Genomic DNA, 25,250 nt, shown 5'->3' on the forward strand with positions numbered 1-25,250 from the left:
CGTTCGCCCTTCCCTGTCGGCCCGTCAGAGGGCGCCGTTGACCATGCGGTTGAAGCCGATCACCACCCGGTCGCCGCCATAGGCGACCAGAGTCACGCGCCGGGTCTGGCCGGGCTCGAAACGCACCGCCGTCCCGGCCGGAATGTCGAGCCGGAAGCCGCGCGCCTTCTCGCGGTCGAAGGTCAACGCGCTGTTGGTCTCGTAAAAGTGGAAGTGCGAGCCGACCTGGATCGGCCGGTCGCCGGCATTGGCGACGTCGAGTTCGACGGTGTCGCGGCCATCGTTCAGCACGATCTCGCCGGCCGCCGGGAAGATTTCACCGGGTTTCATGGGCTGTCCCCCTCAACGGATCGGCTGGTGGACGGTGACGAGCTTGGTGCCGTCGGGGAAGGTTGCTTCAACCTGGATGTCGTGGATCATGTCGGCCACGCCGTCCATCACCTGATCCCGGGTCAGCACGGTGGCGCCGTCACGCATCAGCTCGGCCACCGTCCGGCCATCCCGCGCGCCTTCCACCACGTAATCGGTGATGAGGGCGACCGCCTCCGGATGGTTCAGCTTGACCCCGCGTTCCAGCCGCCGCCGCGCCACCATCGCCGCCATCGCGACGAGCAGCTTGTCCTTCTCGCGCCCTGTCAGGTTCATCGGGGGATTGCCCTTTCGCCACCCTGTTCGTTACCGGCAATTATGCCACGCCGAAGCGGCGCGCCAAGTGCGTCGTATGACGTAGAGGGTTGAACCAGTTGACGCGCAAGCCTGGGCTCGGCCGTCACACCTCCCACAGCCGCGGCAGGCGGGTGGGCAGGCCGGCGGCCTCGGCGCGCAGGCCGGACCACAGCGTCGCGTAGGCGCGCCGCACCGCACGGGCATCGCCGCCGAGAATGCGCACGATCAGCAGGCCATCCAACGCGGTGGCGCCGATGCGGGCTCCCTCCTGCGGCTCGGCCAGCGCGCGGACGGCGTCGAGATGGGTGCCGGCATCGGGAGCGGCGTGCAGCAGAGTGGCGCAGGCCGCTGCTCCGCCGAAGCCGGCGGGGTGGGCCAGCGCCTCGGCGATGTCGTCGTCCAGATGCAGGGCGTCGGCCCAGATCAGACGGCCGTCGCGGGCGACCTCCCAGGCGTCACGGATCAGGCCACGGGTGACCGTCTCGCCGAAGGCGGCGCGGCCGAAGACCAGCATTTCGCCGGCGATGACGCGGCCGTCACCCGCCAGATTGATCCGGGTCAGGCGGCGAAGACGGGAGCCTTCGAAAACGATCGCCTCCTGCGGCATCCATTCCAGCCAGCCATCGTCCTCCACCGACAAGGCGGTGTCGATGCGGCAGTCGGCGCCGGTTGAGCGGTAGACCTTCTCGGCCGCCTGGGTGGTGACCAGCGCCCTGGCACCCGGCCCGACCGACAGGGCGATGTCCATGCGGTCACCGCCGACCATTCCGCCGGATGTTGTGGCAAGCACCGCGATGGGAAGGTCATCGCGGCGCGGCGTCGGCATCAGCACCCGCAGCGGGTCATGATGGTAGAGAGTCGCCAGTCGGGTCTCGCCGTGGCGATGCTCGAACCGGACGGTCGCCGCGCCATGGACGGCGACCTTCTTTTCCTCACGCGCCGAGCCTTCCGGCCTGTCGGCCACCGCCACCTGAACCAAGCGCCCGCTCCCCGACTGCCAACTGGACTCTGCGGGCGCCAGTCTGCCGGAAGCGGAGCCGTTCAGGCAATGCGGACAAACACCCCGCCCCGCTCAGCCCTCGCCGTTGAAGCAGCCGTTGCGGGCGGCGACCACCGCGACCTGGGTGCGGTTGCGCACGCCCAGCTTCTGCATGATGGCGCGCACATGCACCTTCACCGTGCCCTCCAGCACGCCCAGGCCGCGGGCGATCTCCTTGTTGGAGTGGCCGGCCAGCAGCAGTTCGAAGACGTCGCGCTGGCGGTCGGTCAGGCGGTCGAGGATGTCGTCGTTGCCGCGCGGCCCCTCGGCCAGCGCCCCGTTCAGCACCGCGCGCGGCAGCGGCAGGAAGATGTCGCCGCTGAGCGCCAGCGAGATGGCATGCTCCAGCACCTCTGGCGGGCTGGTCTTCAGCACGTAGCCGCGGGCGCCCATGCGGACGCTGTCGACGATGTCGGCAACCTCGTCGGAGTTGGTGAGGATCAGGACCGGCACGTCGCCCAGCGTCTCCTTCAGCCGGCGCAGCCCGGCGATGGTGCTGCCGCCCGTGTCATCCTCATCCCCGCGCGGCGGGCCTGGATCGTAGAGAACCAGAGCCAGCTCGGGAGTCTGGCGGCCAATGTTCAGCGCTTCATCCAACGACCCGGCCTCCAGCACGCGCGTCCCAGGGCAGATTTCGCCGATGGACAGCGCGAAGCCATGGCGCACCATCGGCTGCTCGTCGACCACCAGAAAAATCCGCGTGGGATTGCCCGCGCTACGCGAACCATCGCGCGCTTGAAGCTCGAACTCCATTGTGTCCCCTTATTCTCAGCGGACCGCTCCTCAGTAGGGCCAAGAACACCAAAAAGCCCCAACGGAAAAGCGGTTCATTCGCGCCGCTCTTTGGCGCAGCTACCCCTAAATATCGAATGAACGGATCTGCGTTCAATTTCCGGCCAAATCTGATCTATTGCCTGTGACTTTCCTGTTCTCACCTTGCGCCGTTGGTTAATGAACCGTATAAATCATCCCGGCATGAAGCGTAAAGCCCGCTGTTCCGAACAATATTGTTCTAATTTTCTATGTTCGGAGTCTGCGTGGGCCGGATCAACCGGTCCGGTCCTTGGCCTGATCCTTCAGGCGCGGACAAAAAGGGGGGATCGCCGCCGCCCGGTGATAAGGGCGGCCCAGCGGAGGATGAACAATGACGACATGGAATGTGATGCTGGTCGACCATGACCGGCTGTTTTCGGCGGCCTTGGCAACGTTGATCGGCGGCGGCCCCTTCCGGGTCAGCGCCCACGCGGCCAGCGCCGACGACGCGCTCGACCTCATTGCCGACGGCGAGGAGCCCGACCTGATCGTGCTGGCGCTCCAGGACGGCATGCCTGAGGAAATCGCCGGCATCCGGCGCCTGCGCGACGGCACATCGGCCCGGATCGCGGTGCTGGCCGACACCATCGCCGACCGCAGCCTGTCCCAGTCGCTGAAGGCGGGCGCCGACGCCTATCTGAACAAGAGCATGTCGAGCGAGAGCCTGCTGCGCTCGCTGCGTCTGGTGATGCTGGGCGAGGTGGTCTATCCGACCCATGTCGCCGGCCTGCTGATGGCCGCCGCCAACGAGCGCCCGCAGCACAGCCCGACCCCGATCGCCATGCCGCCCAGCGTCTACCTGTCGAAGCGCGAGGTGCAGATCCTGCGCTGCCTGCTGGCCGGCCAGTCGAACAAGGCCATCGCGCGCAACCTGCACATCACCGAATCGACGGTGAAGATGCATTTCAAGAACGTGATGCGGAAGATCAACGCGCAGAACCGCACCCAGGCCGCGGTGTGGGCGATACAGAACGGGCTGTCGCCGCTGGTGACGGCGTAGGGGGTTAACTTGGCTAGGTGCGGGCTTCGATGCCCCCACCTTGATCCTCCCCCGCTGGGCGGGGGAGGAGACTAAGTGCTGTATTGGCAGAGTGGCGGCAGTCCCTCCCCCGCCCAGCTCTCGCACAAAGCTTCGCTTTGTGCTGACGCGGCAGGCGGACCATAGGTCCGCTGAGAGCGGGGGAGGTTAGGTGGGGGTCTAACTCCGCCAGAATCCCGCCGCCCCCTATTCCGCCGCGTGGCGATGGCCGGCGTGGCGGCCTTCGCAGAATTCCTCGATCATCTTGCGGCAGAAGGCCGGAATGTCGTCGGGCTTGCGCGAGGTGACCAGACCATGGTCGGTCACCACCTGCTCGTCGACCCAGGTCGCGCCCGCGTTGCGCAGGTCGGTCTGCAGCGACGGCCAGGAGGTCATCCGCTTGCCACGCACGCCGCCGGCGTCGATCAGCGTCCAGGGGCCGTGACAAATTGCGGCGATGGGACGATCCGAATTCACGAAGCTCTTCACGAACTCGATCGCCTTCGGTTCCAACCGCAGGCTGTCCGGATTCATCACGCCGCCCGGCAGCATCAGCGCGTCGTAGCGGCCGGCATCGGTCTGGTCGAGCGTCACGTCGACATCAACCTTGTCGCCGCGGTCATGGTGGTTCCAGCCCTGGATTTGCCCGCTTTTCGGAGCGACCACATGCACGGTGGCACCGGCATCGCGCAGGGCCTTCACCGGCTCGGTCAGTTCCACCTGTTCGAAGCCGTCGGTGGCGAGAACGGCCACGGTCTTTCCATTGAGGTTCTGGGCCATGGAGGGGCCTCCTTCGCTGTTGGTCATGCCGCAGCAACCGGATTACTCCTGCATCGTTCCCTGGGAACTGTCCCGCAATTCCCATGTTGATTGTGACATACGAGACACACATCAGCGAAGGGAGCCCGAATCATGAGGTTCCAGACCCTGTTGGCCGGCCTTGCGCTGGCAGCGACCCTGCCATTCGCCCACATCGAGTCGGTCCAGGCGGCCGATCCGCGTGCCGGCGACGATCTTGTCGGGCTCGAAGTGACCGGTCTGCTCGGCGAAGAATTGGGCCAGATCGTTTCCGTTTCGCCCAGCGCCGACGGCAAGGACACCAGCATCCTGGTCGAGGCCAGCGGCATGCTGGATGTCGGTCACCGCTTCTTCACCGTCCGCCGCTCGCAACTGTCGCCGGGCGAGGACGTGGACACCGTCACCTATAAGAAGACCGCGGAGGACGTGATCCGTCGCATCCACAACGACACCCAGGTCGCGGCGCGCTGAACCGGCGCCCCGCGTGCCGTCAGGCCGCTCAGGCCAGTTCGTCTCAGGCCAGTTCGTCAGGGTGGCAGGGTTTGCAGCCGGTGGGCCAGGGCTCGCCCAGATCCTCCACCACCATACGCCAGGATGCCCCGTCCAGGCGGACGCAGCCGCCGCCGGCGAAATGCAGGGCGATCCCGCCCTCCATCGTCTCCATCGACAGCAACTCCAGGATCCGGCCGCGGTCCTTCAGATCGAAGCCGCGCAGCTTGGCGCCGGTCACCCCGTCCACCCGCACACCGCAATGGACCCGCTCGTAGGGGGCCAGATCGTCGTCGTCGGCGGCGGGGCCGGGACGCGGGCGGTCGGCGGCCTCCCAGCGGAAGCGGTTGACGACCATGACGAACCGCTTGTCGTCGGGCTGGAAGCACATGTCGCCGACCGGCAGGATGGCGTCCTGCAGGCAGGCGGAGACGACCTTCAGGTCCTCCTCGTCTTCGGCGCGCAGGCGGATCGGGGTCATGGCTGAGGCCGTCATGGTCGTGGGCACCTCTCGGGAATGGCCAACCTTATCGGGATGGCGGAGGGGCGCCCCCGCCGCTTACTCGTCGCCGCCGTGGATGCGTTCGATCTCCGCACCGCAGGCAGCCAGCTTCTCCTCCACCCGCTCATAACCGCGGTCGAGGTGGTAGACGCGGTTGACCATCGTCTCCCCCTCCGCCGCCAGCCCGGCAAGCACCAGCGACACCGAAGCGCGCAGGTCCGTCGCCATCACGGGCGCACCGGTCAGCCTCTCCACACCGCGCACCAGGGCCGACGAGCCGTGGACCGTGATCCGCGCACCCATGCGGGTCAGCTCCGGCGCATGCATGAAGCGGTTCTCGAAGATCGTTTCCGTGATCATCGCCGCGCCCTTCGCCGTGCACATCAGGGCCATCATCTGGGCCTGAAGGTCGGTGGGGAAGCCGGGGAACGGCTCGGTCATCACATCGACGCCGTGCAGTTCGCCGTTCGCGCGCGACACGCGGATCCCGTTCTCGATCTCCTCGAAGGCGACGCCGGCCGGAGCCAGCGCCTTGACCGCCGCTTTGATCAAATCGAGACGGGTGTTCATGATGTCAAGACGGCCGCCGGTGATCGCCGCGGCCATGGCGTAGGTGCCGGTCTCGATGCGGTCGGCAACCACCATGTGGCGGGCGCCGTGCAGGCGGTCCGCGCCCTCGATCACCAGCCGGTCGGTGCCGATGCCGGTGATCTTCGCCCCCATCTTGACCAGGCACTCGGCGAGGTCGGTCACTTCCGGCTCGCGCGCGGCGTTGACGAGGATGGTGGTGCCCTTGGCCAGGGTGGCGGCCATCAGCAGGTTCTCGGTCGCACCCACCGACACCTTGGGGAAGACGTATTCCGCACCGCGCAGGCCGCCGGCCGGAGCCTTGGCGACGATATAGCCCGCCTCGATCCGGATGTCGGCGCCCATCGCCTCCAGACCCTTGATGTGCAGGTCCACCGGACGCGCGCCGATGGCGCAACCGCCGGGCAGCGACACCTTGGCCTCGCCGCAGCGGGCCAGCAACGGCCCCAGCACCAGCACGCTGGCGCGCATCTTGCGCACCAGATCATAGGGAGCGGTGGTGTTGGTGATGTCGCGCGCGGTGAAGTCCACGGCACGGCCGGCGCAATCACCGCCGGCACCGGCCATGTGGATCGCCACGCCGTGCTGCAACAGCAGATTGCACAACGTGTTGATGTCGGCCAGGATCGGCAGGTTGGTCAGCGTCAGCGTCTCGTCGGTGAGAAGCGACGCCGTCATCAGCGGCAGGGCGGCATTCTTGGCGCCACCAACGGTGATGGAGCCGTTCAGCGGGCGGCCGCCGCGGATGCGGATCTTGTCCATGGACCTGTTTCTTTCGCGGATACGCGTCGATGAGCGATCGGAGTTAGGAGTGCTCAGAGCCGGGGCAGCGTGACGCCCTTCTGCCCCATGTATTTGCCGGACTTGTCGGCGTAGGACACCTCGCACACGCTGTCGCCCTTCAGGAACAGGAACTGGCACAGCCCCTCGTTCGCATAGACCTTGGCGGGCAGCGGGGTGGTGTTGGAGATCTCCAAAGTGACGTGGCCTTCCCACTCCGGCTCCAGCGGGGTGACGTTCACGATCAGGCCGCAGCGGGCATAGGTGCTCTTGCCCAGGCAGATGACCAGAACGTCGCGCGGGATGCGGAAATACTCGACCGTGCGGGCCAGCGCGAAGCTGTTCGGCGGAATGATGCAGACGTCGGTCTTGCGGTCGACGAAGCTCGAATCGTCGAAGCGCTTCGGATCGACGATGGCGTTGTCGACATTGGTGAAGATCTTGAACTCGTCGGCGACCCGGGCGTCGTAGCCGTAGGACGACACGCCGTAGGAAATCACGCCTTCGCGCTTCTGGGTCTCGACGAAGGGCTCGATCATGCCCTTGGTCTCGGCCATCTCGCGGATCCAGCTGTCCGGCATGATGCCCATCGCGGGGGTACTCCTTGGCGTATCGATTGGGTGGAGGGGTGGTGAGGCTGGTTTGTAGCCGAGCGCGCGGCGAGGCTCAAGAAAAGCCGGGCCGCTTGTGGTGCATGGACGGTTCTTTATCACGGCGCTGGTCTTTGGCACCGCAGGGGCTAAGCTGCGCCGCATGACACAGAGCTTCACCCTGTCCGTGACGGACACCCCCGCCCCGGCCGACTTGGCCGGAGTCTTCGAAGGCCTGCGCGCCTACAACGAGGCGTCGCTCGGCCGCGCTTACGACCGCCGTGATTTGGTTGTGGCCGCCCGTGATGCGGACGGCACGCTGAAGGGCGGGCTGGTCGGCTACACCCTCTGGGACTGGCTGTATGTCGACCTGCTGTGGGTGGACGACTCCACCCGCGGCAGCGGCCTCGGCGGCCGGCTGCTCGCTGCGGCGGAAGCCGAGGCGAAGACGCGCGGCTGCCGCTGGTCGCGACTCTACACCTATGATTTCCAGGCACCGGGCTTCTACCCGAAGCAGGGCTATGAGGTGTGGGCCGAGATGGAGGGCTATCCGCCGGGGCACAAGCAGATCTGGTTCAGGAAGGATTTGGCTTAGGGGGCGGCGCCCCTCGACCGCTCGCCCCCTCCCCGACCCTCCCCCGCTCCGCGGGAGAGGGTGCCTTATGCGAAGCGGCGGCAGCCCCCTCTCCCACCGAAGGTGGGGGAGGGTTAGGGAGGGGGCACAGACGCCTAACTTCCCACTCACTCTCCCCGCTGCCGCGCCTGCTCCTTGCGCTTGCGCAGATTCTCGCGCAGGCGGGCGGCGAGGCGTTCATCACGGTCTTTCACCGCCGGCTTCGGCTTCACCGGTGCCGGCGGAGTGTTCAGCGTCTCGGCGGTGTCGTCCATCGGCGCGGCTCCGCGCAGGGTGTCAGTGGTCGGAATGATGCAGGATCTGGTCGCGCAGGCCGGTCTCGTAACCGACGCCGGTCGCGGTCAGGATCGCGGCGCCGGGGGTGCGCTTCACGATGCCCTTGCGCTCCAGAATGGTCCAGACCGCATCGTTCTGCAGTCCGGTGGCATCCTTGGCGGCGACCACGGCGTGGCCGAGGTGGAAGTGGTTGCCGTGAGCATGCGGCAGGGAGGTGATCTGGAAGCCCCCCTCCTCATCCTCGGCCGGAGCGTTCTCCAGACGGGCGATCTCCTGCAGAAGGGTCAGGGTGCGCAGCTGCAGCGGGTTCAGGTTCAGCGGATTCTTCTTCGGGGGCATCGATGGTCCCATCGGTCCTGGTGTGTCGCGGTCGCGCAGTAGACCGGCAGGGCGGATCGGCTGTCAAGCGTGCGAACCGGTCACGGAAAGGTCGTGGAAGGAGGCTGGCGCCCCGGCCGCCGCTCGGGCATAAGACCGTCGGACCATCGTCATAAGGGTGTCGGACCATGACCATCCTCGTCACCGGGGCCGCCGGCTTCATCGGATCGCATGTCGCGGCGGCTCTGCTGGACCGCGGGGAGAGCGTGCTCGGCCTCGACAACCTGAACGACTATTACGCGGTGGCGCTGAAGGAGGCGCGGCTGGCCCGGCTGACCGGCCGGCCCGGCTTTCGCTTCATCAGGGCCGACATCTCCGACCGCGCGACGGTGGAGGGGCTATGGCCGCAGTTCGCCGATGTGACCGGCGTTGTCCATCTGGCGGCGCAGCCGGGCGTGCGCTATTCGATCGAGAATCCCTATGCCTATGTCGACGCCAACGTCACCGGTCAGGTGACGCTGCTGGAGGCGGCGCGGCGCATGCCGGGGCTGAAGCATTTCGTCTACGCCTCGACTTCTTCGGTCTACGGCGCCAACCGCAAGATGCCCTTCTCGGTGGAGGATCGGGTGGACAGCCCGGTGTCGGTCTATGCCGCCACCAAGAAGGCGGCGGAGATGCTGGCCTTCACCTACAGCCATCTCTACCAGATGCCGGCGACCGGCCTGCGCTTCTTCACCGTCTATGGTCCGTGGAGCCGCCCGGACATGGCGACTTGGCTGTTCGCCGACGCCATCACCGCCGGCCGGCCGATCCGCGTTTTCAACGGCGGCAAAATGAAGCGCGACTTCACCTATATCGACGACATCGTCGCCGGGGTGCTGGCCGCCCTCGACCGCCCGGCCCCGGTGGATGCGGAGACCGGCGCCCCGCACCGCGTCTTCAACCTCGGCAACAACCGGTGCGAGGAGCTGATGCGCTTCATCACCGTGCTGGAGCAGGCTTTCGGCCGCGAGGCGGTCAAGGTGATGGAGCCGATGCAGGCCGGCGACGTGCAGGAGACCGCCGCCGACATCGACCTGAGCCGCCAAGTGCTGGGCTTCGAACCGAAAACCCCGATCGAGATCGGCCTGCCCCGCTTCGTGGAGTGGTACAAGGGCTATCACAAGCTCTGAGCCTTTCCCTCTCCTCCACCGTCCGAGCCACCATGACCTCCACCGCCTATTCGTCCGCGTTGATCGGTGTCTTCCTGCTGTGTCTGGCCGTCGGCTGGTACCTGTCGACGCGGGTTCTGCGCTATCTGCTCGCCAGCAGCATCATGGATATCCCGAACGAGCGGTCGAGCCATCAAGCCCCCACCCCGCGCGGCGGCGGCTGGGCGGTGATGCTGACGGTGGTGCCGGTTTTCGCCATTGCCGGGATCGTTTACGACCGGCCGCTGGAAACCGGGGCGGTTCTGCTGGGCACGCTGGCGCTGATGGGGGTGTCGTGGATGGACGACCGGCGCACCCTATCGCCGCTGCTGCGGCTGGCGGTGCAGGCGCTGGCGGTGGCGTTCGGGCTGCTGGCGCTGCCGTCCGACCAGCTTGTGTGGCAAGGCTGGCTGCCCTGGGGGCTGGACCGGGCGGCGACGGCCTTCCTGTGGCTGTGGTTCGTCAACCTCTACAATTTCATGGACGGGATCGACGGGCTGGCCGGCAGCGAAACCATCCTGATCGGCGGCGGCGTGGCGCTGGTGTCGCTGGTGATGGGCGATTTCGGGCTGACAGGGGTCGCCGGAGCGGCGCTGGCCGGGGCGGCGGCGGGGTTCCTGACCCACAATTGGCGGCCGGCCCGCATGTTCATGGGCGATGTCGGCAGCATCCCGCTCGGCCACATCCTGGCCTTCCTGCTGGCCTCGCTGGCGGCGCGCGGCGATTGGGCGGCGGCGCTGATCCTGCCCGCCTATTACCTGACCGACGCCACCATCACCCTGCTGCGCCGACTGCTGCGCGGCGAGAAGATCTGGCAGGCCCACCGCGAGCATTTCTATCAGAAGGCCGCCAAGGGTGCCGGCCGGCATGACCGGGTGGTGCTGACCATCATCGGTTACAGCCTCGTCCTCGTCGTCGCGGCGCTGGCCGCCGGGACCTTCGGTGCCTGGACGCTGGCGCCGGGCGCGGTCACGGTCGCGCTGCTGCTGGCGACACTGACGCGCATGTCGAAGGCCTGATCCCCATGACCACCGCCTCCCTCGACCTCTCCGTCGTCCTCTACCACCCCGATCCAGACCTGCTGGCCCGCTCGCTCGACACCATCGGTGCCGCGGCCGACCGGCTGTCCGAGGGAGCCGGGGTGCGGACCCGGCTGTGGATCATCGACAATGGCGCTCCGGAGGGCAGCGAGCCGGCGTCGAACCCGTTCCTGCCGTTGCTGAACCGCTATGCCGAGGCCGGCCGGCCGCCGGTGACGCTGATCGCCGGGCATGGCAATGTCGGCTATGGCGCCGGGCACAACCTGGCGATCCGGCAGGGCGACGCGCCTTATCACCTGATTCTGAACTACGACATCCTGCTGGAGCCCGACGCGCTGCTGGCCGGCTGGCGCTATATGGAGGCGCACCCGCGCACCGTGCTGCTGACACCAAAGGTGTTTGGTCCGTCAGGCGAGCAGGAGTTCCTGTGCAAGCGGCGGCCGACCGTGTTTGATCTGGGCCTTCGCGCCTTCGCCCCCGCTTCGATCAAGCGGATGTTCGCAAAGCGGCTGAACCGCTACGAAATGCGCGACATCACCGGCGACAGCGTCGTCACCGGGCTGGAGCAGGTCAGCGGCGCATTCATGCTGTTCCGACGCGACGCGCTGACCCGGCTGGGCGGGTTCGACGACGGCTATTTCCTCTATTTCGAAGATTTCGACTTGTCGCGCCGGGCGATGGCGCTGGGCGAGATCGCCTATGTGCCGGACGTGCGCATGGTGCATTTCGGCGGCAAGGCGGCGCGCAAGGGCAGCGCGCACATCCGCATGTTCGCCCGGTCCGCCCTACGCTTTTTCAATACCCACGGATGGCGGCTGGTCTGAGCTGTGCGACTTCCGCAGCCCCGGCCGGCCGCGGGTCTTCAGCAGCAGCGGGTTCCAGGCGATCATGCGGGCGACCTGCCCCGGCGTCGCCTTCCGGTCGCGCTGGATGACGCGGCGCTTGGCGATCATGCCCGGCAGCCCGCACAGCGCGTCGCGGATGCCGCGGCCGATGGCGCCGGTGCGCCCGCTGCCCAGGCTGCGGACCACCAGATAGACCACCAGCAACGCATGGCCGGCCAAGGCCAGCGGCAGCAGCGGCAGCGGCATGTTCTTCACCATCGTCCACACCAGATTGCGGACGCCGTGATACTGGGCGAAGGTGCCGTACTGCTTGGACACGCCGCTGCTGACATGCTCCACCACCGCGTCGCCGACCTGCACGGCCGGACCGCCGCCGAGGCGGATGCGGAAGCCGAGGTCGACATCCTCGCAGTAGCAGAAGAAGTCCTCGTCGAAGCCGCCGACCGCCTCGAAATAGTCGCGCCGGTACATCGCGGCGGCGGCGCATGGCGAGAAGACTTCACCGCTGTAATAGGGCGGCTTCAGCATGCGGCGGTAATTGACCCGCCAGGCGAAGCCGAAAATGGAATATTGGTCGCCCTCGCCGTCGATCATGCGGGGGTCGTGCGAGAACAGCTGGGTCGAGCCGAACATCGCCACGTCGGGCTGCGCCTGGGCGGCGGTCTGCAGCCGCTCCATCCAGTCGCGGCGCGGGAAGGCGTCGGGGTTCAGCGTGACGATCCAGGGAACGGTGGCACCGGCGGCGCCGATGTTGTTGGCCTTGGCGAAACCGACATTGCTGTCCAGCCGGACCATGCGGAACCGCGGATCGGCGGGCAAGGCGATCCCGTCGACATCCTTCGACGCATTGTCGACGATCACCACCTCGAAGGCGGGGTCGGTCTGGTCGAGCAGACAGCCAATGACGCGATTGACGAATTCGGCGCAGTTAAAGCTGACGATGATGATCCGGCTGTGCCGATCATTTGCACCGTCCACAATGTGTGACATGTCTTGGTAGCGTCCTTATTCACGCGTCCCTATTCAGCTTATAGCCATTCCCACCACCAACCGAAAGCCGGAAAAGGGTTCTGGGACTTTGCGCCGTGGCGTCACCCGGCCAAACCGGATACTAAGGCATGGTTCAATCCACGATACGATCCCAGCACGGACATTCCTGCCCATGCGCGTTCTCCTGACCGGCGCCACCGGCTTCGTCGGCCGCCATACCGTCCCGCTGCTGGTTGCCCGCGGACACCATGTGCGCGCCGCCCTGCGCAGCGCCAAGGAAGGGCCGTGGGAGCCGGCCGTGGTCGGCGACATCGGCCCCGACACCGACTGGACCGCGGCGCTGGAGGGTGTCGATGCGGTGATCCACATGGCGGCCCGCGTCCATGTGATGCGCGACAAGGCCGCCGACCCGCTGGCCGAATTCCGCCGCGTCAACACCGCCGGCACCGTCCGGCTGGCGGAGCAGGCGGCGGCAGCCGGCGTGAAGCGCTTCGTCTTCCTCAGCAGCATCAAGGCGATGGTGGACGAAAGCCGCCCCACCCCGCTGGACGCCGCGACGCCGCCCGACCCGCACAGCCCCTACGGCATCTCGAAGCTGGAGGCCGAACGGGCGCTGGCCGCGATCTCCGCCCGCACCGGCATGGAAGTGGCGGTGATCCGTCCGCCGCTGGTCTATGGACCCGGCGCCGCCGGCAACATGCGGGCTCTGGTGAAGCTGGTGGCGACCGGCCTGCCGCTGCCGCTCGGCGGCATCCACAACCGGCGGAGCCTGATCTATGTCGGCAACCTCGCCGACGCGGTGGTGACGGTGCTTGAGCATGCCCACGCCGCCGGCGGGACCTTCCTGGTCCAGGATGGCGAGCCGGTTTCGACCGCCGATCTGGTGCGCGCCATCGCCGCGGCGCTGGGCCGGCCGGCGCGGCTGGTCCCGGTTCCGCGCGGCCTGATGGCGCTGGGGGCGGCGCTGACCGGCACGCGCGCGGTGTTCGACCGGCTGGCCGGCACGCTGACGGTGGATGACGGTCCCATCCGTGAAAGGCTCGGCTGGCGCCCGCCCCATGACCTTGCGTCCGGGTTGCGCGCCACCGCGGAATGGTTCAAAGCTTCCCGCGGCTGATTACCCGGCCGAATCGGCGATGGCCGGCTTCGGCCCCCGGTTCTCAAGGCCGAACGAATGAACAAGGTTTAGCGGCATGCGTATCCCGTCCGCACGGGCATCCCTGGTTTTCCTGCATGATCTGGTGATGACCGGGGTGGCCCTGGTCGTCGCCCTGTACCTGCGGGTGGGCGGCTCCGCCTTCGGCCTGTATTTCGATGCGCTGGTCATCGCGCTGCCGACGCTGGTCGGCATTTCGGCAGCCGTTTTCGTGCTGTTCGGGCTGTACCGCGGCATCTGGCGCTACGCCTCCATTCCCGACCTGATGCAGGTGGTGCGCGCCGTCACCGTGGCGGTGCTGTGCTTCGTCCTGGCGATGTTCCTGCTGACACGCGCCGAACTGCTGCCGCGCTCCCTGCCGCCGATCCTGTGGCTGGTGCAGATGCTGCTGCTCGGCGGGCCGCGCTTCGCCTACCGCTTCATGAAGGACCGCCGCTTCAGCTGGGCCGAGGCGGTGGAGGGCGTGCCGCGCATCCCCGTCCTGCTGCTGGGCGTCGGCGACGCGGCGGAGCTGTTCATCCGCTCGCTCGACCAGCCGGGCCAGTCGGCCTATCGCGTCGTCGGCATCCTCGACGACAAGGGCCGGCGCATCGGCCATGCCGTGCGCGGCGTGCCGGTGCTGGGCGGCCCGGACGATCTGGAGCAGGTGGTCCGCACGCTGGAACGCAAAGGCGAACGGCCGCAGCGGCTGATCATCACCAAGGGCAATGCCGAACTGAAGGGGGCGATGCTGCGCAGCCTGCTCGACCGGGCGGAGGCGCAGGGGCTCGTGATGTCCCGCCTGCCCAGCCTGACCGAATTCAAGTCGGCGCTCGGCGAAGGTAAGGGCGTGGAGGTGCGGCCGATCGCGCTGGAGGATCTGCTGGGCCGGCCGCAGGCGGTGCTCGACCGCGGCGCCATCTCCGGGCTGATCGGCGGACGGCGGGTGATCGTCACCGGCGCCGGCGGCACCATCGGCAGCGAACTGGTCCGCCAGATCGCCACGCTGGGGCCGGAGCGGCTGATCCTGCTCGATGCTGGGGAATTCAACCTCTACAGCATCGAGATGGAGGTGCGGGAGAGGTTCCCCGGTCTCGACACCCGCGCGGTGATCGCCGACGTGCGCGACCGCGACCGCATCATGCGCCTGTTCCAGGACGAGCATCCGGCCCTGGTCTTCCATGCCGCGGCGCTGAAGCATGTGCCGCTGGTGGAGGCCAACCCGTGCGAGGGCGCACTGACCAACGTGGTCGGGACCCGCAATGTGGCCGATGCCGCGCGCGCCGCCGGCTGCCTCGCCATGGTGCTGATCTCCACCGACAAGGCGATCCGCCCCACAAGCGTCATGGGGGCGGCCAAGCGTTTCGCCGAGACCTATTGCCAGGCGCTGGACGTGCTGCCGCCGCGCGACGGGACCGACCACGCCACCCGCTACATGACGGTGCGCTTCGGCAATGTGCTGGGCTCCTCCGGCTCCGTCGTGCCGTTGTTCACGCGCCAGTTGGCCCAGGGCGGCCCGCTGACCGTCACCCACCCCGACATGCGCCGCTATTTCATGACGGTGCGCGAGGCGGTGGAGCTGGTGCTGCAGGCCTCCGCCCACGGTGCCACCCGGGCGGAGGATCGCGGCAAGATCCTGGTGCTGGACATGGGCGAGCCGGTGAAGATCGCCGATCTCGCCCGCCAGATGATCCGGCTGGCCGGCTACCGGCCCGGCGTCGACATCGAGATCGCCTATACCGGCCTGCGCCCCGGCGAGAAGCTGTTCGAGGAGATCCTGACCGCGGCGGAGGCGCCGAGCCGCACCGAGGCCGACGGCGTCTTCCTCGCCTCCCCCCGGCTGATCGACTATGCGCTGATCAACCGCGCGGTGGGTGAACTGGAGGCGGCGGCGCGGGCCGGCGACGGCGAGCGGGTTCTGTCGATCCTGGGCACCGTCGTGCCCGATTTCCGCGCCGAGGCGGTGCTTCCGTCCGCTGCGACGCAGGCGTGATTCGGGCACTTATTCGGGGCGGGAAAAAAAGTGGGTCGCAGGGTGATTTTAAGCGCTTGCATCCCCCAAAGGCCTGTGGCATAACCCGCGCCACTTCGGGGGGCGGCCAAGCCTGGACGCCTCACCCGGACGCATCGCCCCGGCGATGATCGGTTATCGGGGCTGCCGTAGCTCAGTGGTAGAGCACTCCCTTGGTAAGGGAGAGGTCGAGAGTTCAATCCTCTCTGGCAGCACCATTCCTCCGATCCTGTGATCAGGCGTTCGTATCCGGCGCTGCCGTAGCTCAGTGGTAGAGCACTCCCTTGGTAAGGGAGAGGTCGAGAGTTCAATCCTCTCTGGCAGCACCATCCTTCTTTAAAAAACTCCCTTAAAAAATCAGCGCATCGCTTCCTTGACCTTGCCGCCGAAAGGCCGCAAGAAACGCGCGCAACCGCTTTGCGGTCGCGGGTTCGTTTCGGGAGGATGTCACCATGGCCGGCAACAGCTTCGGCACGCTTTTCCGCTTCACCACCTGGGGCGAGAGCCACGGACCGGCCATCGGCGTCGTCGTGGACGGCTGCCCGTCGCTGATCGACCTCGTTGCGGAAACCGACATCCAGCCCTGGATGGACAAGCGCCGTCCCGGCCAGTCGCGCTACACCACCCAGCGCCAGGAACCCGATCAGGTGAAGATCCTGTCCGGCGTGTTCGAGGGCAAGACGACCGGCACGCCGATCTCGCTGCTGATCGAGAACACCGACCAGCGATCCAAGGACTACAGCGACATCGCCGGGAAATTTCGCCCCGGCCATGCCGACTACACCTACTGGCAGAAATACGGCATCCGCGATTACCGTGGTGGCGGACGCTCCTCGGCGCGGGAAACCGCCTGCCGGGTCGCCGCCGGCGCGGTGGCGCGCAAGGTGCTGGGGTCCGCCATCCAGGTGCGCGGCGCCCTGGTGCAGATCGGCCCGCACAAGATCGACCGCAGCCGCTGGGACTGGGCGGAGATCGACAACAATCCCTTCTTCTGCCCCGATCCGGTCGCGGCCACCCAGTGGGCCGAGTATCTCGACGGCATCCGCAAGAGCGGCTCCTCCGTCGGCGCGGTGGTGGAACTGGTGGCGTCCGGCGTGCCGGTGGGGCTGGGCGACCCGCTCTATGACAAGCTGGACAGCGACCTCGCCTGCGCGATGATGACCATCAACGCGGTGAAGGGTGTGGAGATCGGCAACGGCTTCGCCGCCGCGGAACTGACCGGCGAGTTGAACGCCGACGAGATGCGCATGGGTTCGGACGGACAGCCGCAGTTCCTGTCCAACAATGCCGGCGGCATCCTGGGTGGCATCTCCACCGGACAGGACATCGTCGTGCGCTTCGCGGTGAAGCCGACCAGCTCGATCCTGACGCCGCGCCAGACGGTCGACACCGCCGGCAACGACACCGACATCCTGACCAAGGGCCGCCACGACCCCTGCGTCGGCATCCGCGCCGTCCCCGTGGGCGAGGCGATGATGGCCTGCGTGCTGGCCGACCACCTGCTGCGGCGCCGGGCGGAACGGCGGGAGTGATCGTTCCATGCCCGCCTGCCGCCACGGACAGCGCCTGATCCTCGCCCTGGCGACGCTGATCGCCGCCGCACCAGCGGCTTTGGCGGCCGACAAGCCCTTTCAGGAGTTCGACGAGACCTTCAAGTCCTGGAAGCTCTACTGTCAGCTCTGGACCGGCACGCGGCAGGTGGAGTGCGAGTTGACCGCCCGCGGCACCAACGACCGCACAGCCCGGCTGGTCTGGCTGCGCTCGACCGACAAATGGCGCGAGGGGCTGCGCTTTCGCGTGAATGCCGAAGCGCTGGACCTCGACAAGCTGGTGCGGGTCTGGGCCGACCGGGCGGTGTTCAAGCCCGACTCCCCCTGCAAGCCCTACCGGTTCGAGACCAACACCTGCGCCGTGACCGATCCCGACATCAACCGCCGCATGGTGGAGAAGATGGCTCCGGCGCCGGAAGTCTCCATCGTCGGTCAGTCGCCGGCCGGCGAGAAAACGGAGGTGCGCTTCCCGCTCGCCGGCTTCCGCGAGGCGCTGGAGCGCAGCGACGCCATTCGCGCATCGGCGGGCAGACCCTGGGCGACGAGCCCTGATGCCGATTGATCCCTATATAGCCATACCAGCGACAAGAACCGACGGACTGCCCGCCCAGTGACCGACAGCCATTTCCCCAGCAAGGACGCCATCCTCGCCTTCATCCGGTCCAGCACCACCCCGGTCGGCAAGCGCGAGATCGCCCGCGCCTTCAAGCTGTCCGGATCAGCCGACCGCGAGACGTTGAAGGACCTGCTGCGCGAACTGGAGGCGGACGGCGCGGTGGAACGTGGACGCAACAAGCGCATGGCCCCGCCGCAGGCGCTGCCTGCCGTCGCCGTGCTGCTGGTCACCGGCGCCGATGCGGAGGGCGAGTTGTCGGCCCGCCCGCTGACCTGGACCGGCGAGGGCGACCCGCCGCGCATCTTCCTGCTGCCGGAAAAAAAGTCGCGGGGGGAGGACAAGCCGCTGGCGGTCGGCGACACGCTGCTGGCGAAGCTCGCCCGCATCAACGACCGCCTTTACGAGGCCCGCGTCATCCGTCGCATTGACGGCGAGCGCGAGGGCCGCATCCTCGGCGTCTACCGGCCGAGCGCCGACGGCGGACGCATCCACCCGACCGACCGCCGCCACAAGACCGAGTTCCTGGTGCTGCCGCCCAACCGTGGCGAGGCCGAAGCGGGCGATCTCGTCTTCGCCGACATTCTGCCGGCCGGACGCGCCGGCCAACCGCAGGCCCGCGTGGTGGAGCGTCTCGGCTCCACCGACGAGCCGCGCGCCTTCAGCCTGATCGCCATCCACGCCCACGGCATCCCCACCGCCTTCCCGCATGCCGCCTTGCGCGAGGCGGAACTGGCGGCGGTGCCGGCGCTGATGCAGCGGGAGGATCTGCGCGACATCCCGCTGGTGACCATCGACGGCGCCGACGCCCGCGACTTCGACGATGCCGTGTGGGCGGAGCCGGACAGCGCCCCCGAGAACCCGGACGGCTGGCACCTGATCGTCGCCATCGCCGACGTGTCCTATTACGTACGCCCCGGATCGGCGCTCGACCGGACAGCGTACGAACGCGGCAACTCGGTGTACTTCCCCGACCGCGTCGTGCCGATGCTGCCGGAGGCGCTGTCGAACGGCCTGTGTTCGCTCCGGCCGGGGGAGGATCGCGCCTGCTTGGCCTTCCACCTGTGGATCGACCGCAACGGTGTGCTGATCCGGCATCGGCTGGTCCGCGGACTCATGCGGTCGGCGGCGCGGCTGACCTATGAACAGGTGCAGGATTGCCACGACGGCCGGCCGGACGAGGAAACGGCGCCGCTGGCCGACGGCGTGATCGCCCCGCTGTTCAGCGCGTACGCCCGACTGGCCGCCGCCCGCGCCAAACGCGGCACGCTGGAGTTGGACCTGCCCGAACGCCGGGTGCTGATCGACGAGCGCGGCAAGGTCGCCGAGATCGCCCGGCGCGAACGGCGCGACAGCCACCGGCTGATCGAGGAGTTCATGATCGCCGCCAACGTCGCCGCGGCGGAGGTGCTGGAACGGCGCACCATGCCCGGCCTGTACCGCATCCACGACCGTCCCTCCATGGACAAGATGGAGGCGCTGCGCGGCTTCCTGGCGGAGATCGGACATCCGCTGGCAAAGAGCGCCGACCTGACGCCCAGCCACTTCACCCGCATCCTGCGCAAGGTGGAGGGCACCTCGCACGCGCCGCTGGTCAGCGAGGTGATCCTGCGCGCCCAGGCCCAGGCCGCCTACAGCCCGGACAACATCGGCCATTTCGGGCTGGCTCTGCACCGCTACGCCCATTTCACCTCACCGATCCGCCGCTATGCCGACCTGATCGTCCACCGGGCGCTGATCCGCACGCTGGGGCTGGGCGTCGGCGGGCTGGACGACGAGACGCTGGGCCGACTGGCGGAGATCGGCGAGCATCTGTCCGGCACCGAACGCCGTGCCGCGGTGGCCGAGCGCGACGCGGTGGACCGCTACACCGCCGCCTTCCTGGCCGACCGGGTGGGGGAACGCTTCAGCGGCCGCATCTCCGGCGTCAGCCGCTTCGGGCTGTTCGTCCGGCTGGACGAAAGCGGCGCCGACGGCCTGATCCCGGCCAGCAGCCTGCCCGACGACAGGTACGATCACGACGAGGCCGCACACGCGCTGGTCGGGCAGCGTACGGGACGGACGTACCGCCTCAGCAGCCCGGTCAAGGTGGTGCTGGTGGAGGCCGATCCGGTCAGCGGCAGCACGCTCTTCCGGCTGGCCGACTCAGGCTGACGACTCGGAAGCCGTCGGCACCGTTGCACAATGGCAACGCTTGAGCAATGTGGCCGAATCGTGGCGCGGCCAAGCTTTGGCCACATCGCCACCATACCAGCGTGACCTTGGCGACACAGAATCGGACAATCCGCGACATTGTGGTGCGGCCCGTAATTTTGTCCCGCCCGGCCTCCTGAACGAAGGTGTATCTATCACCCATCCGGGATCGGCAACATCCTCGTCCGGTCCGGCTGCAGGAAAGGGAGGCCGCGGTTCGCCCCATGGCCCAGTTCGATCACAACCTGTGCGATCACGGCGTGTGCGATCCGAATGCACCGCCCCAAGTGCCGCCTTTTAACTTGCCGTCTTTCCGGATCCCCGCGATGTCGAACCTGGCGCGCCGCCTGAGCCGTTCGCTCCGACATCTGGCGTTCCAGCTTCCCACCGCCGCCCTTTTCGCCACCACCGCCTTCGCCGGGCCGCCGCAGGTCGCGATCGTCGCGCCGCCGCCCCCGGTGACGGAACAGGTCTTCACCGTCGGCTTCGGCAAGATCGCCGAGGTCTATCTGGACCCGGTTTCCTTCGACCGTCTGGGGATGGACGGGATGAAGGGCCTGAGCACCATCGATCCGTCGGTGACGGTGGAGCAGACCGGCAACACCGTACGCCTGTACGTGTCTGGCGCGCTGGCGGCGGAGTATGGCGCCGCGGCGGACCGCGATGCCGCCGGCTGGGCGGTTCTGACCACCCGCATCATCGACCGCGCCCGCAGCCAGTCGCCGATCCTGGCGAAGGCGACGCCGGAACGGCTGTATCAGGTCGTCTTCGACGGCGTCACCGCCGACCTCGACGGCTATTCCCGCTATACCGGCGTCCAGCGCGCCAGCAACGAGCGCGCCCAGCGCGAAGGCTACGGAGGCGTCGGAATTTCGCTGGACAGCGCCACCAACGGCCGCGTCACCGTGCACGACGTCATGCCGCACAGCCCGGCCGAGCGCGCCGGCATCGTCGGCGGCGACCTGCTGCTGGCGATCGACGGCGACCTGACGACGCGGATGACCGCGGCGGACATGCGCGAGCGTCTGCGCGGCCCCACCGGAACCCTGCTCACCCTCACCGTCGCCCGCGACGGCGGCGCTCCCCGCCGGCTGCCCCTGCGCCGCGAACGGGTGGTGCCGAACACCGTCACCTATTCGCTGTCCGGCGACGTCGGCATCGTCAAGCTCGACCGCTTCAACGCCACCACGGCCTCCAGCCTGCGGTCGGCGGTGACCTCCATCCGGCAGGCGGCCGGCCCGACGCTGCAGGGCATGGTTCTGGACCTGCGCGGCAATCCGGGCGGGCTGCTGGACCAGGCGGTCGCGGTCGCCGACCTGTTCATCCGCCGCGGCCGGATCATCTCCACCGAAGGACGCAATCCCGAAAGCCGCCAGCGCTTCGACGCCAACCCCGACGACCTGCTCGACGGGCTGCCCCTGGTGGTTCTGGTCGATGGCCGGTCCGCCTCGTCGGCCGAGGTGGTGGCGTCCGCACTGCAGGACTCCGGCCGCGCGGTGGTGGTGGGGGCGTCCAGCTACGGCAAGGGCAGCGTCCAGACGGTCAACCGCCTCCCCAACGACGGCGAGCTGTTCCTGACCTGGAGCCGCATCTACACGCCGGCCGGCTACACCCTGCATCGCCAGGGCGTGCAGCCCACCGTCTGCACCAGCCGGGCCGGCCAGACCGATCCGGAGGCGCTGCTGTCCGACCTGCGCGAAGGACGGCTGCGCCCGGCCCAGATCGCCAGCTGGCGGTCCAAGGCGGCCGACGACGAACATGCGCTGAACGCCCTGCGCGAAGCCTGCCCGTGGAAGGAGCATGAGCCGGAACTGGACCTGCAGGTCGCCATGCGGCTGCTGGCGGAGCCGGCGCTGTACCAGCGGGCGGTCGCCTCCGCGGTGGTCAACACCGTGGCGGAGCGCTGAGCGGATCGGAGGGCGGCGGCGCTGTGGCAATTGCCGTCGGATGCCGATTTCACCGCCCATAACGCTTGACATTGCGGCGTCAGACGGTATTTTCCGCCGCTACGACGCCGCCCCCGCCGGGCCGGCGGGGCACGGATTTTTTGTCGGGATCGAGATCATGGCCAAGCAGAACACCGTCCTCATCAAGCTGGTGAGCACGGCAGACACCGGTTTCTTCTACGTCAAGAAGAAGAACCCGAAGAAGACCACCGAGAAGCTGTCGTTCCGCAAGTACGACCCGGTGGCGCGCAAGCACGTCGAGTTCAAGGAAGCCAAGATCAAGTAAGGCTTGTCCGACACTGAGCTGTGCTTCGAATGAACAAGGCCGCCTTTCTGGCGGCCTTTTCGTTTTTGGCACACCCTTCCAGCATCTTCCGCGCCCTTGCCGGTGCGGCATCCGGTCGCAGCCACTATTTGCGGTGACGGCGACACCACGGATGCATGCATTCCAAAAGGGGCGCTCCGGGCGGACACTCTCCGAAAAGCTCTGGATTTCGGAGGGACCGCCCGTGCCCGACACCCATGCCAGCCCGATCGCCGAGCCACCCACCGCACCGTCAGCCGGATTGTCCGCCGCTGAGCGCCGGCAAACGCTCGCCACCCGCTTCCAGAAGGCGCGCGCCCGCACCGCCGAACTGGTCGCCACCCTGTTGCCGGAAGACCTGATGGTGCAGACGGTGGCGGACGGCGCGCCGGCGAAATGGCACCTCGCCCACACCAGCTGGCTGTTCGAAGTCGCGGTGCTGATCCCCTTCAGCCCCGGCTACCGGCCGGCCGACCCGGCCTTCCTCGACCTGTTCGCCGCCCGCACCGACGGCGGCCCCGCGCCTCCCCGCGTGCTGTCGCGTCCGACGGCGGCCGAGATCATGCGCCACCGCGACCAGATCAACGGCGCGGTGCTGCATTTGATCGATGCGCTGGACGGATCGCTTTGGGAGGCCGCCGAATCGGCGCTGATGATGGCCATCGCCCATGAACGGCGCCACCAGGAGCGGATGCTGCTGCACATCAAGCACGCCCTGTGGTGCAACCCGCTGCGTCCGGCCTATGAAGAGGCGCCGGACCACCCGCATCTCGGCGCCCCGCCCGATGGCTGGCTGGAGCAGCCCGGCGGCCTCGTCGAGGTCGGCAGGCCGGCGCCGCTGCCCGGTTTCGACCATGAGGGGCCGCGTCACCGCGTCTGGCTGGAACCCTACCGGCTGGCCGCCCGCCCGGTCACCTGCGGCGAGTTCCTGGCCTTCATCGACGCCGGCGGCTACAGCGACCGCTCGCTCTGGCTCACCGACGGCTGGGAGACCGCGCACGCCGAAGGCTGGAGCGCCCCGCTCTATTGGGAGCGCGGCGGCTTCGGGTCCGGCGCCCGCTGGCAGGTCTTCACCCTGTACGGCATGCAGCCGCTCGACCCCGACGAGCCGGTTTGCCATGTCAGCTGGTACGAGGCCGACGCCTACGCCCGCTGGGCCGGCAAGCGCCTGCCGCGGGAGGCGGAGTGGGAGGCGGTCGCCGCCGGCTGCGACAGCATGGGCAATCTGCTGGGCTCCGGCCACCGCCACCCCCGCGCCGGGACCTGCCACGGCACCGGCCCCTGGCAGATGTGCGGCGATGTGTGGGAATGGACCGGCGACGCCTTCCTGACGTACCCCGGCTACCGCCGGCCCCACGGCGCGGAAAAGGCCGTTCCGGACGAGGCGGTCAACGGCCGGCTTGCCGCCAACCGCATGGTCCTGCGCGGGGGCAGTTGTCTGACGCCCTTCGACCATGCCGGCCCCTGGACGCGACACTATCTGCGGCCGGAGACCCGGCTGTCGGTGAGCGGGTTCCGGCTGGCGGAAGATGCTTAAGGAGAGACTTGCGGGGAGATTTGTCCGCCCGCGCCGGCGGTCAGCGCCCGCGCCTGCCCCTGGGTGAGGATCCCGCGCTCCGTCAGGCGGGACAGCAGCGCCACGGCCAGTTCGGCCTGGAACAGCGCCTCCCCCTGCGGACCATTGCGCGGGTGGCGGGGGACGCCGAAGGCCTCGGCCAACCGGTCGGGCGACGCGCCGGCCAAAGCTGGATCCAACGCCGCCGCCAACGTACCGAGGTCGAGCGACGGCGGCAGCGCCGGATCGGCGATACCCGCCTGGGCGGCCGACCGCGCGAGGGCGGCGAGGCTCGAGTCGATGCCGATGCCGACGGCGATGCAATTGTGCAGCGCGTCCTGGATCGCCGGCCACACCGCGGCGAACGGACGCTCGCCCGCCACCATGACGGTGCCGATGCCGTGACGGGCGGTCGCCTCGGCCGGGACGGGGTCGATGGGGTCGATCAGCAGGGCGAGCGACACGGTGGGGAAGATGCGCGATCCCACCAGCCGCACGGTGCCGATCGCGATCACAGGACCGCTGTCCGGCTCCACCCCCGCCGTCGCCACCCAGAGAGCGACGAAGGGCAAGGCCGCCAGCGGCTCCTCATCACCGAGCGGGCCGGCGGCATGGGCCACTCGCAGGCTGAGCGTGCGCTTGCCGCTGAGCCCGGCGGCATGGGCCATGCCACGGGCGGGGAAGGACAGGATCGCACCGGCGCTCAGACCCAGATCGGCGATCCGTGCCGACAGCTCGCCCTCTTCGATCCGGCGCAGCATGGCGGTGACGGGAGCGCCGCCACCGCGCGCCCGCTCCATCGCACGGGCCAGATCGTCGCGAAGCAGGGACTTGCCGATGTCGGCCCCCTCCTCCACCGTCAACAGCCGTGCGGCGGCGGGGTTCAGCTGTTCCACATGCCCGAGTTCGTCGAGGACCAGCAGGGGATCGTCGGCCAAGGCCAGCACCGCCCGCAACGCCCGGTCCGCGCGTCCGCCCCCAAGTGGTCCGACCCCCAGAGGGCCGTCGCCAAGCCCGCGCTCACCGCCACGGGCGAGGCTCGCCGCTTCGGCAAGACGCGCCAGCTCGCCGCCCGGTCCGCCGGAGATCGGCTCCAGATCCACCCGGCTGCGGGCACCGGACAGGCGGTCCGACAGACGGTCGAGGTCGCGGAAATGGCGCGACAGGCGGGAGAAGACGAACCAGACCGCCAGCAGGCCCAGTCCGCAGATCGCCAGCCCGCGGGTGAAGGCGGTGCGGTTATCGGCCGCCAGCTGCGTGATTTCCACGCCAAGAAAGACCAGCGCGGCCGCGGCCACCGCCAGTCCAAGCATCACCACGCGCCAAACGCCGCCCTTCATCGGGCCGTCTCCCCGTCATTTCATGCC

The 25,250-nt window shown here is 68.5% G+C and carries 26 protein-coding genes and 2 tRNA genes; 16 read left to right on the plus strand and 12 right to left on the minus strand.

The genetic code is table 11. The features are described from left to right. Window positions 1–24: 24 nt before the first annotated feature. The 4 genes from TSH20_RS07005 to TSH20_RS07020 form a co-directional block, all read right to left on the minus strand. The gene (locus TSH20_RS07005) at window positions 25–330 is read right to left on the minus strand and encodes an urease subunit beta (protein ID WP_109074033.1); all 306 of its coding nucleotides are present in this window, start codon (window positions 328–330) and stop codon (window positions 25–27) included. A 12-nt stretch (window positions 331–342) separates the two neighbouring features. Then, the gene (locus TSH20_RS07010; RefSeq protein ID WP_085089984.1) at window positions 343–645 is read right to left on the minus strand and encodes an urease subunit gamma; all 303 of its coding nucleotides are present in this window, start codon (window positions 643–645) and stop codon (window positions 343–345) included. Window positions 646–769: 124 nt separating this feature from the next. Next, window positions 770–1,636 (minus strand): urease accessory protein UreD, encoded by an 867-nt coding sequence (locus TSH20_RS07015; protein ID WP_247871193.1) that lies wholly within the window; start codon window positions 1,634–1,636, stop codon window positions 770–772. 102 nt (window positions 1,637–1,738) lie between these two features. Next, window positions 1,739–2,392, minus strand: a complete 654-nt coding sequence (locus TSH20_RS07020) for a response regulator transcription factor (RefSeq protein ID WP_247871189.1) — start codon at window positions 2,390–2,392, stop codon at window positions 1,739–1,741. A gap of 457 nt (window positions 2,393–2,849) precedes the next feature. Here TSH20_RS07020 and TSH20_RS07025 point away from each other — a divergent pair, with 457 nt between their 5' ends. Continuing rightward, a complete protein-coding gene (locus tag TSH20_RS07025) occupies window positions 2,850–3,518 on the plus strand; it encodes a response regulator transcription factor (protein WP_109074036.1) in 669 nt (222 codons plus the stop codon). 225 nt (window positions 3,519–3,743) lie between these two features. Here the strand turns inward: TSH20_RS07025 and TSH20_RS07030 are convergent, their stop codons facing one another. After that, the gene (locus TSH20_RS07030; protein WP_109074037.1) at window positions 3,744–4,316 is read right to left on the minus strand and encodes a type 1 glutamine amidotransferase domain-containing protein; all 573 of its coding nucleotides are present in this window, start codon (window positions 4,314–4,316) and stop codon (window positions 3,744–3,746) included. A gap of 132 nt (window positions 4,317–4,448) precedes the next feature. Between TSH20_RS07030 and TSH20_RS07035 the strand changes: the two genes are divergently transcribed. Continuing rightward, on the plus strand, window positions 4,449–4,805 hold the full coding sequence (locus tag TSH20_RS07035; protein ID WP_109074038.1) for a hypothetical protein: 357 nt from the start codon (window positions 4,449–4,451) through the stop codon (window positions 4,803–4,805). Window positions 4,806–4,848: 43 nt separating this feature from the next. Here TSH20_RS07035 and TSH20_RS07040 read toward each other — a convergent pair whose 3' ends face one another. From TSH20_RS07040 to dcd, 3 genes are all read right to left on the minus strand, one after another. Further along, window positions 4,849–5,319: a DUF2948 family protein gene (locus tag TSH20_RS07040; RefSeq protein ID WP_109074039.1), complete on the minus strand. Its 471-nt coding sequence runs from the start codon at window positions 5,317–5,319 to the stop codon at window positions 4,849–4,851. 63 nt (window positions 5,320–5,382) lie between these two features. Beyond that, window positions 5,383–6,675 (minus strand): UDP-N-acetylglucosamine 1-carboxyvinyltransferase, encoded by a 1,293-nt coding sequence (gene murA / locus TSH20_RS07045; RefSeq protein ID WP_109074040.1) that lies wholly within the window; start codon window positions 6,673–6,675, stop codon window positions 5,383–5,385. 53 nt (window positions 6,676–6,728) lie between these two features. Then, window positions 6,729–7,283, minus strand: a complete 555-nt coding sequence (gene dcd, locus TSH20_RS07050) for a dCTP deaminase (protein ID WP_014248468.1) — start codon at window positions 7,281–7,283, stop codon at window positions 6,729–6,731. A gap of 163 nt (window positions 7,284–7,446) precedes the next feature. Here dcd and TSH20_RS07055 point away from each other — a divergent pair, with 163 nt between their 5' ends. Further along, entirely contained in the window at window positions 7,447–7,878 is a 432-nt protein-coding gene (locus TSH20_RS07055; RefSeq protein WP_109074082.1) for a GNAT family N-acetyltransferase, read from the plus strand. Window positions 7,879–8,024: 146 nt separating this feature from the next. Here TSH20_RS07055 and TSH20_RS35265 read toward each other — a convergent pair whose 3' ends face one another. Together TSH20_RS35265 and TSH20_RS07060 are read right to left on the minus strand one after the other, a co-directional pair. Beyond that, a complete protein-coding gene (locus TSH20_RS35265) occupies window positions 8,025–8,171 on the minus strand; it encodes a hypothetical protein (RefSeq protein ID WP_169055012.1) in 147 nt (48 codons plus the stop codon). Between the two features lie 22 nt (window positions 8,172–8,193). Next, entirely contained in the window at window positions 8,194–8,532 is a 339-nt protein-coding gene (locus TSH20_RS07060) for a hypothetical protein (RefSeq protein ID WP_085089992.1), read from the minus strand. A 167-nt stretch (window positions 8,533–8,699) separates the two neighbouring features. On the opposite strand from TSH20_RS07060, the gene TSH20_RS07065 reads away from it, so the two are divergent. The 3 genes from TSH20_RS07065 to TSH20_RS07075 are packed head-to-tail and all read left to right on the plus strand — an operon-like array spanning window position 8,700 to window position 11,565. Then, complete coding sequence (locus tag TSH20_RS07065) at window positions 8,700–9,683, plus strand: SDR family NAD(P)-dependent oxidoreductase (protein ID WP_109074041.1); 984 nt, start codon at window positions 8,700–8,702, stop codon at window positions 9,681–9,683. Between the two features lie 32 nt (window positions 9,684–9,715). Further along, on the plus strand, window positions 9,716–10,720 hold the full coding sequence (locus TSH20_RS07070) for a glycosyltransferase family 4 protein (RefSeq protein WP_109074042.1): 1,005 nt from the start codon (window positions 9,716–9,718) through the stop codon (window positions 10,718–10,720). Between the two features lie 5 nt (window positions 10,721–10,725). After that, window positions 10,726–11,565 carry a glycosyltransferase family 2 protein gene (locus TSH20_RS07075; RefSeq protein ID WP_109074043.1) on the plus strand — a complete coding sequence of 280 codons (840 nt, stop codon included), beginning with the start codon at window positions 10,726–10,728 and terminating at the stop codon, window positions 11,563–11,565. On the opposite strand, the gene TSH20_RS07080 is transcribed toward TSH20_RS07075, so the two are convergent. Beyond that, window positions 11,527–12,576, minus strand: coding sequence for a glycosyltransferase family 2 protein (locus TSH20_RS07080; RefSeq protein ID WP_109074044.1), 1,050 nt, complete (start codon window positions 12,574–12,576; stop codon window positions 11,527–11,529). The two genes, TSH20_RS07075 and TSH20_RS07080, sit on opposite strands and share 39 nt — an antisense overlap. 172 nt (window positions 12,577–12,748) lie before the next feature. On the opposite strand from TSH20_RS07080, the gene TSH20_RS07085 reads away from it, so the two are divergent. The 10 genes from TSH20_RS07085 to egtB all read left to right on the plus strand — a co-directional run bounded on the left by TSH20_RS07085 (window position 12,749) and on the right by egtB (window position 23,865). Continuing rightward, window positions 12,749–13,693 (plus strand): SDR family oxidoreductase, encoded by a 945-nt coding sequence (locus tag TSH20_RS07085; protein ID WP_109074045.1) that lies wholly within the window; start codon window positions 12,749–12,751, stop codon window positions 13,691–13,693. Between the two features lie 76 nt (window positions 13,694–13,769). Continuing rightward, window positions 13,770–15,704, plus strand: coding sequence for a nucleoside-diphosphate sugar epimerase/dehydratase (locus tag TSH20_RS07090; RefSeq protein WP_109074046.1), 1,935 nt, complete (start codon window positions 13,770–13,772; stop codon window positions 15,702–15,704). Between the two features lie 161 nt (window positions 15,705–15,865). Continuing rightward, a tRNA-Thr gene (locus tag TSH20_RS07095) sits at window positions 15,866–15,940 on the plus strand. 36 nt (window positions 15,941–15,976) lie between these two features. Further along, window positions 15,977–16,051: transfer RNA gene (locus tag TSH20_RS07100), tRNA-Thr, on the plus strand. A 123-nt stretch (window positions 16,052–16,174) separates the two neighbouring features. Then, entirely contained in the window at window positions 16,175–17,254 is a 1,080-nt protein-coding gene (gene aroC / locus TSH20_RS07105) for a chorismate synthase (protein ID WP_109074047.1), read from the plus strand. Between the two features lie 7 nt (window positions 17,255–17,261). Beyond that, window positions 17,262–17,834, plus strand: coding sequence for a hypothetical protein (locus TSH20_RS07110; protein ID WP_109074048.1), 573 nt, complete (start codon window positions 17,262–17,264; stop codon window positions 17,832–17,834). Window positions 17,835–17,882: 48 nt separating this feature from the next. After that, window positions 17,883–20,039, plus strand: coding sequence for a ribonuclease R (gene rnr, locus TSH20_RS07115; RefSeq protein ID WP_109074049.1), 2,157 nt, complete (start codon window positions 17,883–17,885; stop codon window positions 20,037–20,039). A 365-nt stretch (window positions 20,040–20,404) separates the two neighbouring features. After that, window positions 20,405–21,985 carry a S41 family peptidase gene (locus tag TSH20_RS07120; RefSeq protein WP_109074050.1) on the plus strand — a complete coding sequence of 527 codons (1,581 nt, stop codon included), beginning with the start codon at window positions 20,405–20,407 and terminating at the stop codon, window positions 21,983–21,985. Between the two features lie 157 nt (window positions 21,986–22,142). Further along, the gene (gene rpmG / locus TSH20_RS07125; protein ID WP_012974790.1) at window positions 22,143–22,310 is read left to right on the plus strand and encodes a 50S ribosomal protein L33; all 168 of its coding nucleotides are present in this window, start codon (window positions 22,143–22,145) and stop codon (window positions 22,308–22,310) included. Window positions 22,311–22,533: 223 nt separating this feature from the next. Beyond that, on the plus strand, window positions 22,534–23,865 hold the full coding sequence (gene egtB / locus TSH20_RS07130) for an ergothioneine biosynthesis protein EgtB (RefSeq protein WP_247871190.1): 1,332 nt from the start codon (window positions 22,534–22,536) through the stop codon (window positions 23,863–23,865). Here the strand turns inward: egtB and TSH20_RS07135 are convergent. After that, window positions 23,862–25,223 (minus strand): PAS domain-containing protein, encoded by a 1,362-nt coding sequence (locus TSH20_RS07135; protein WP_109074052.1) that lies wholly within the window; start codon window positions 25,221–25,223, stop codon window positions 23,862–23,864. The two genes, egtB and TSH20_RS07135, sit on opposite strands and share 4 nt — an antisense overlap. Window positions 25,224–25,250 lie beyond the last annotated feature (27 nt).

Source organism: Azospirillum sp. TSH20 (assembly GCF_003115935.1).
In the GTDB taxonomy this organism is placed as follows: domain Bacteria; phylum Pseudomonadota; class Alphaproteobacteria; order Azospirillales; family Azospirillaceae; genus Azospirillum.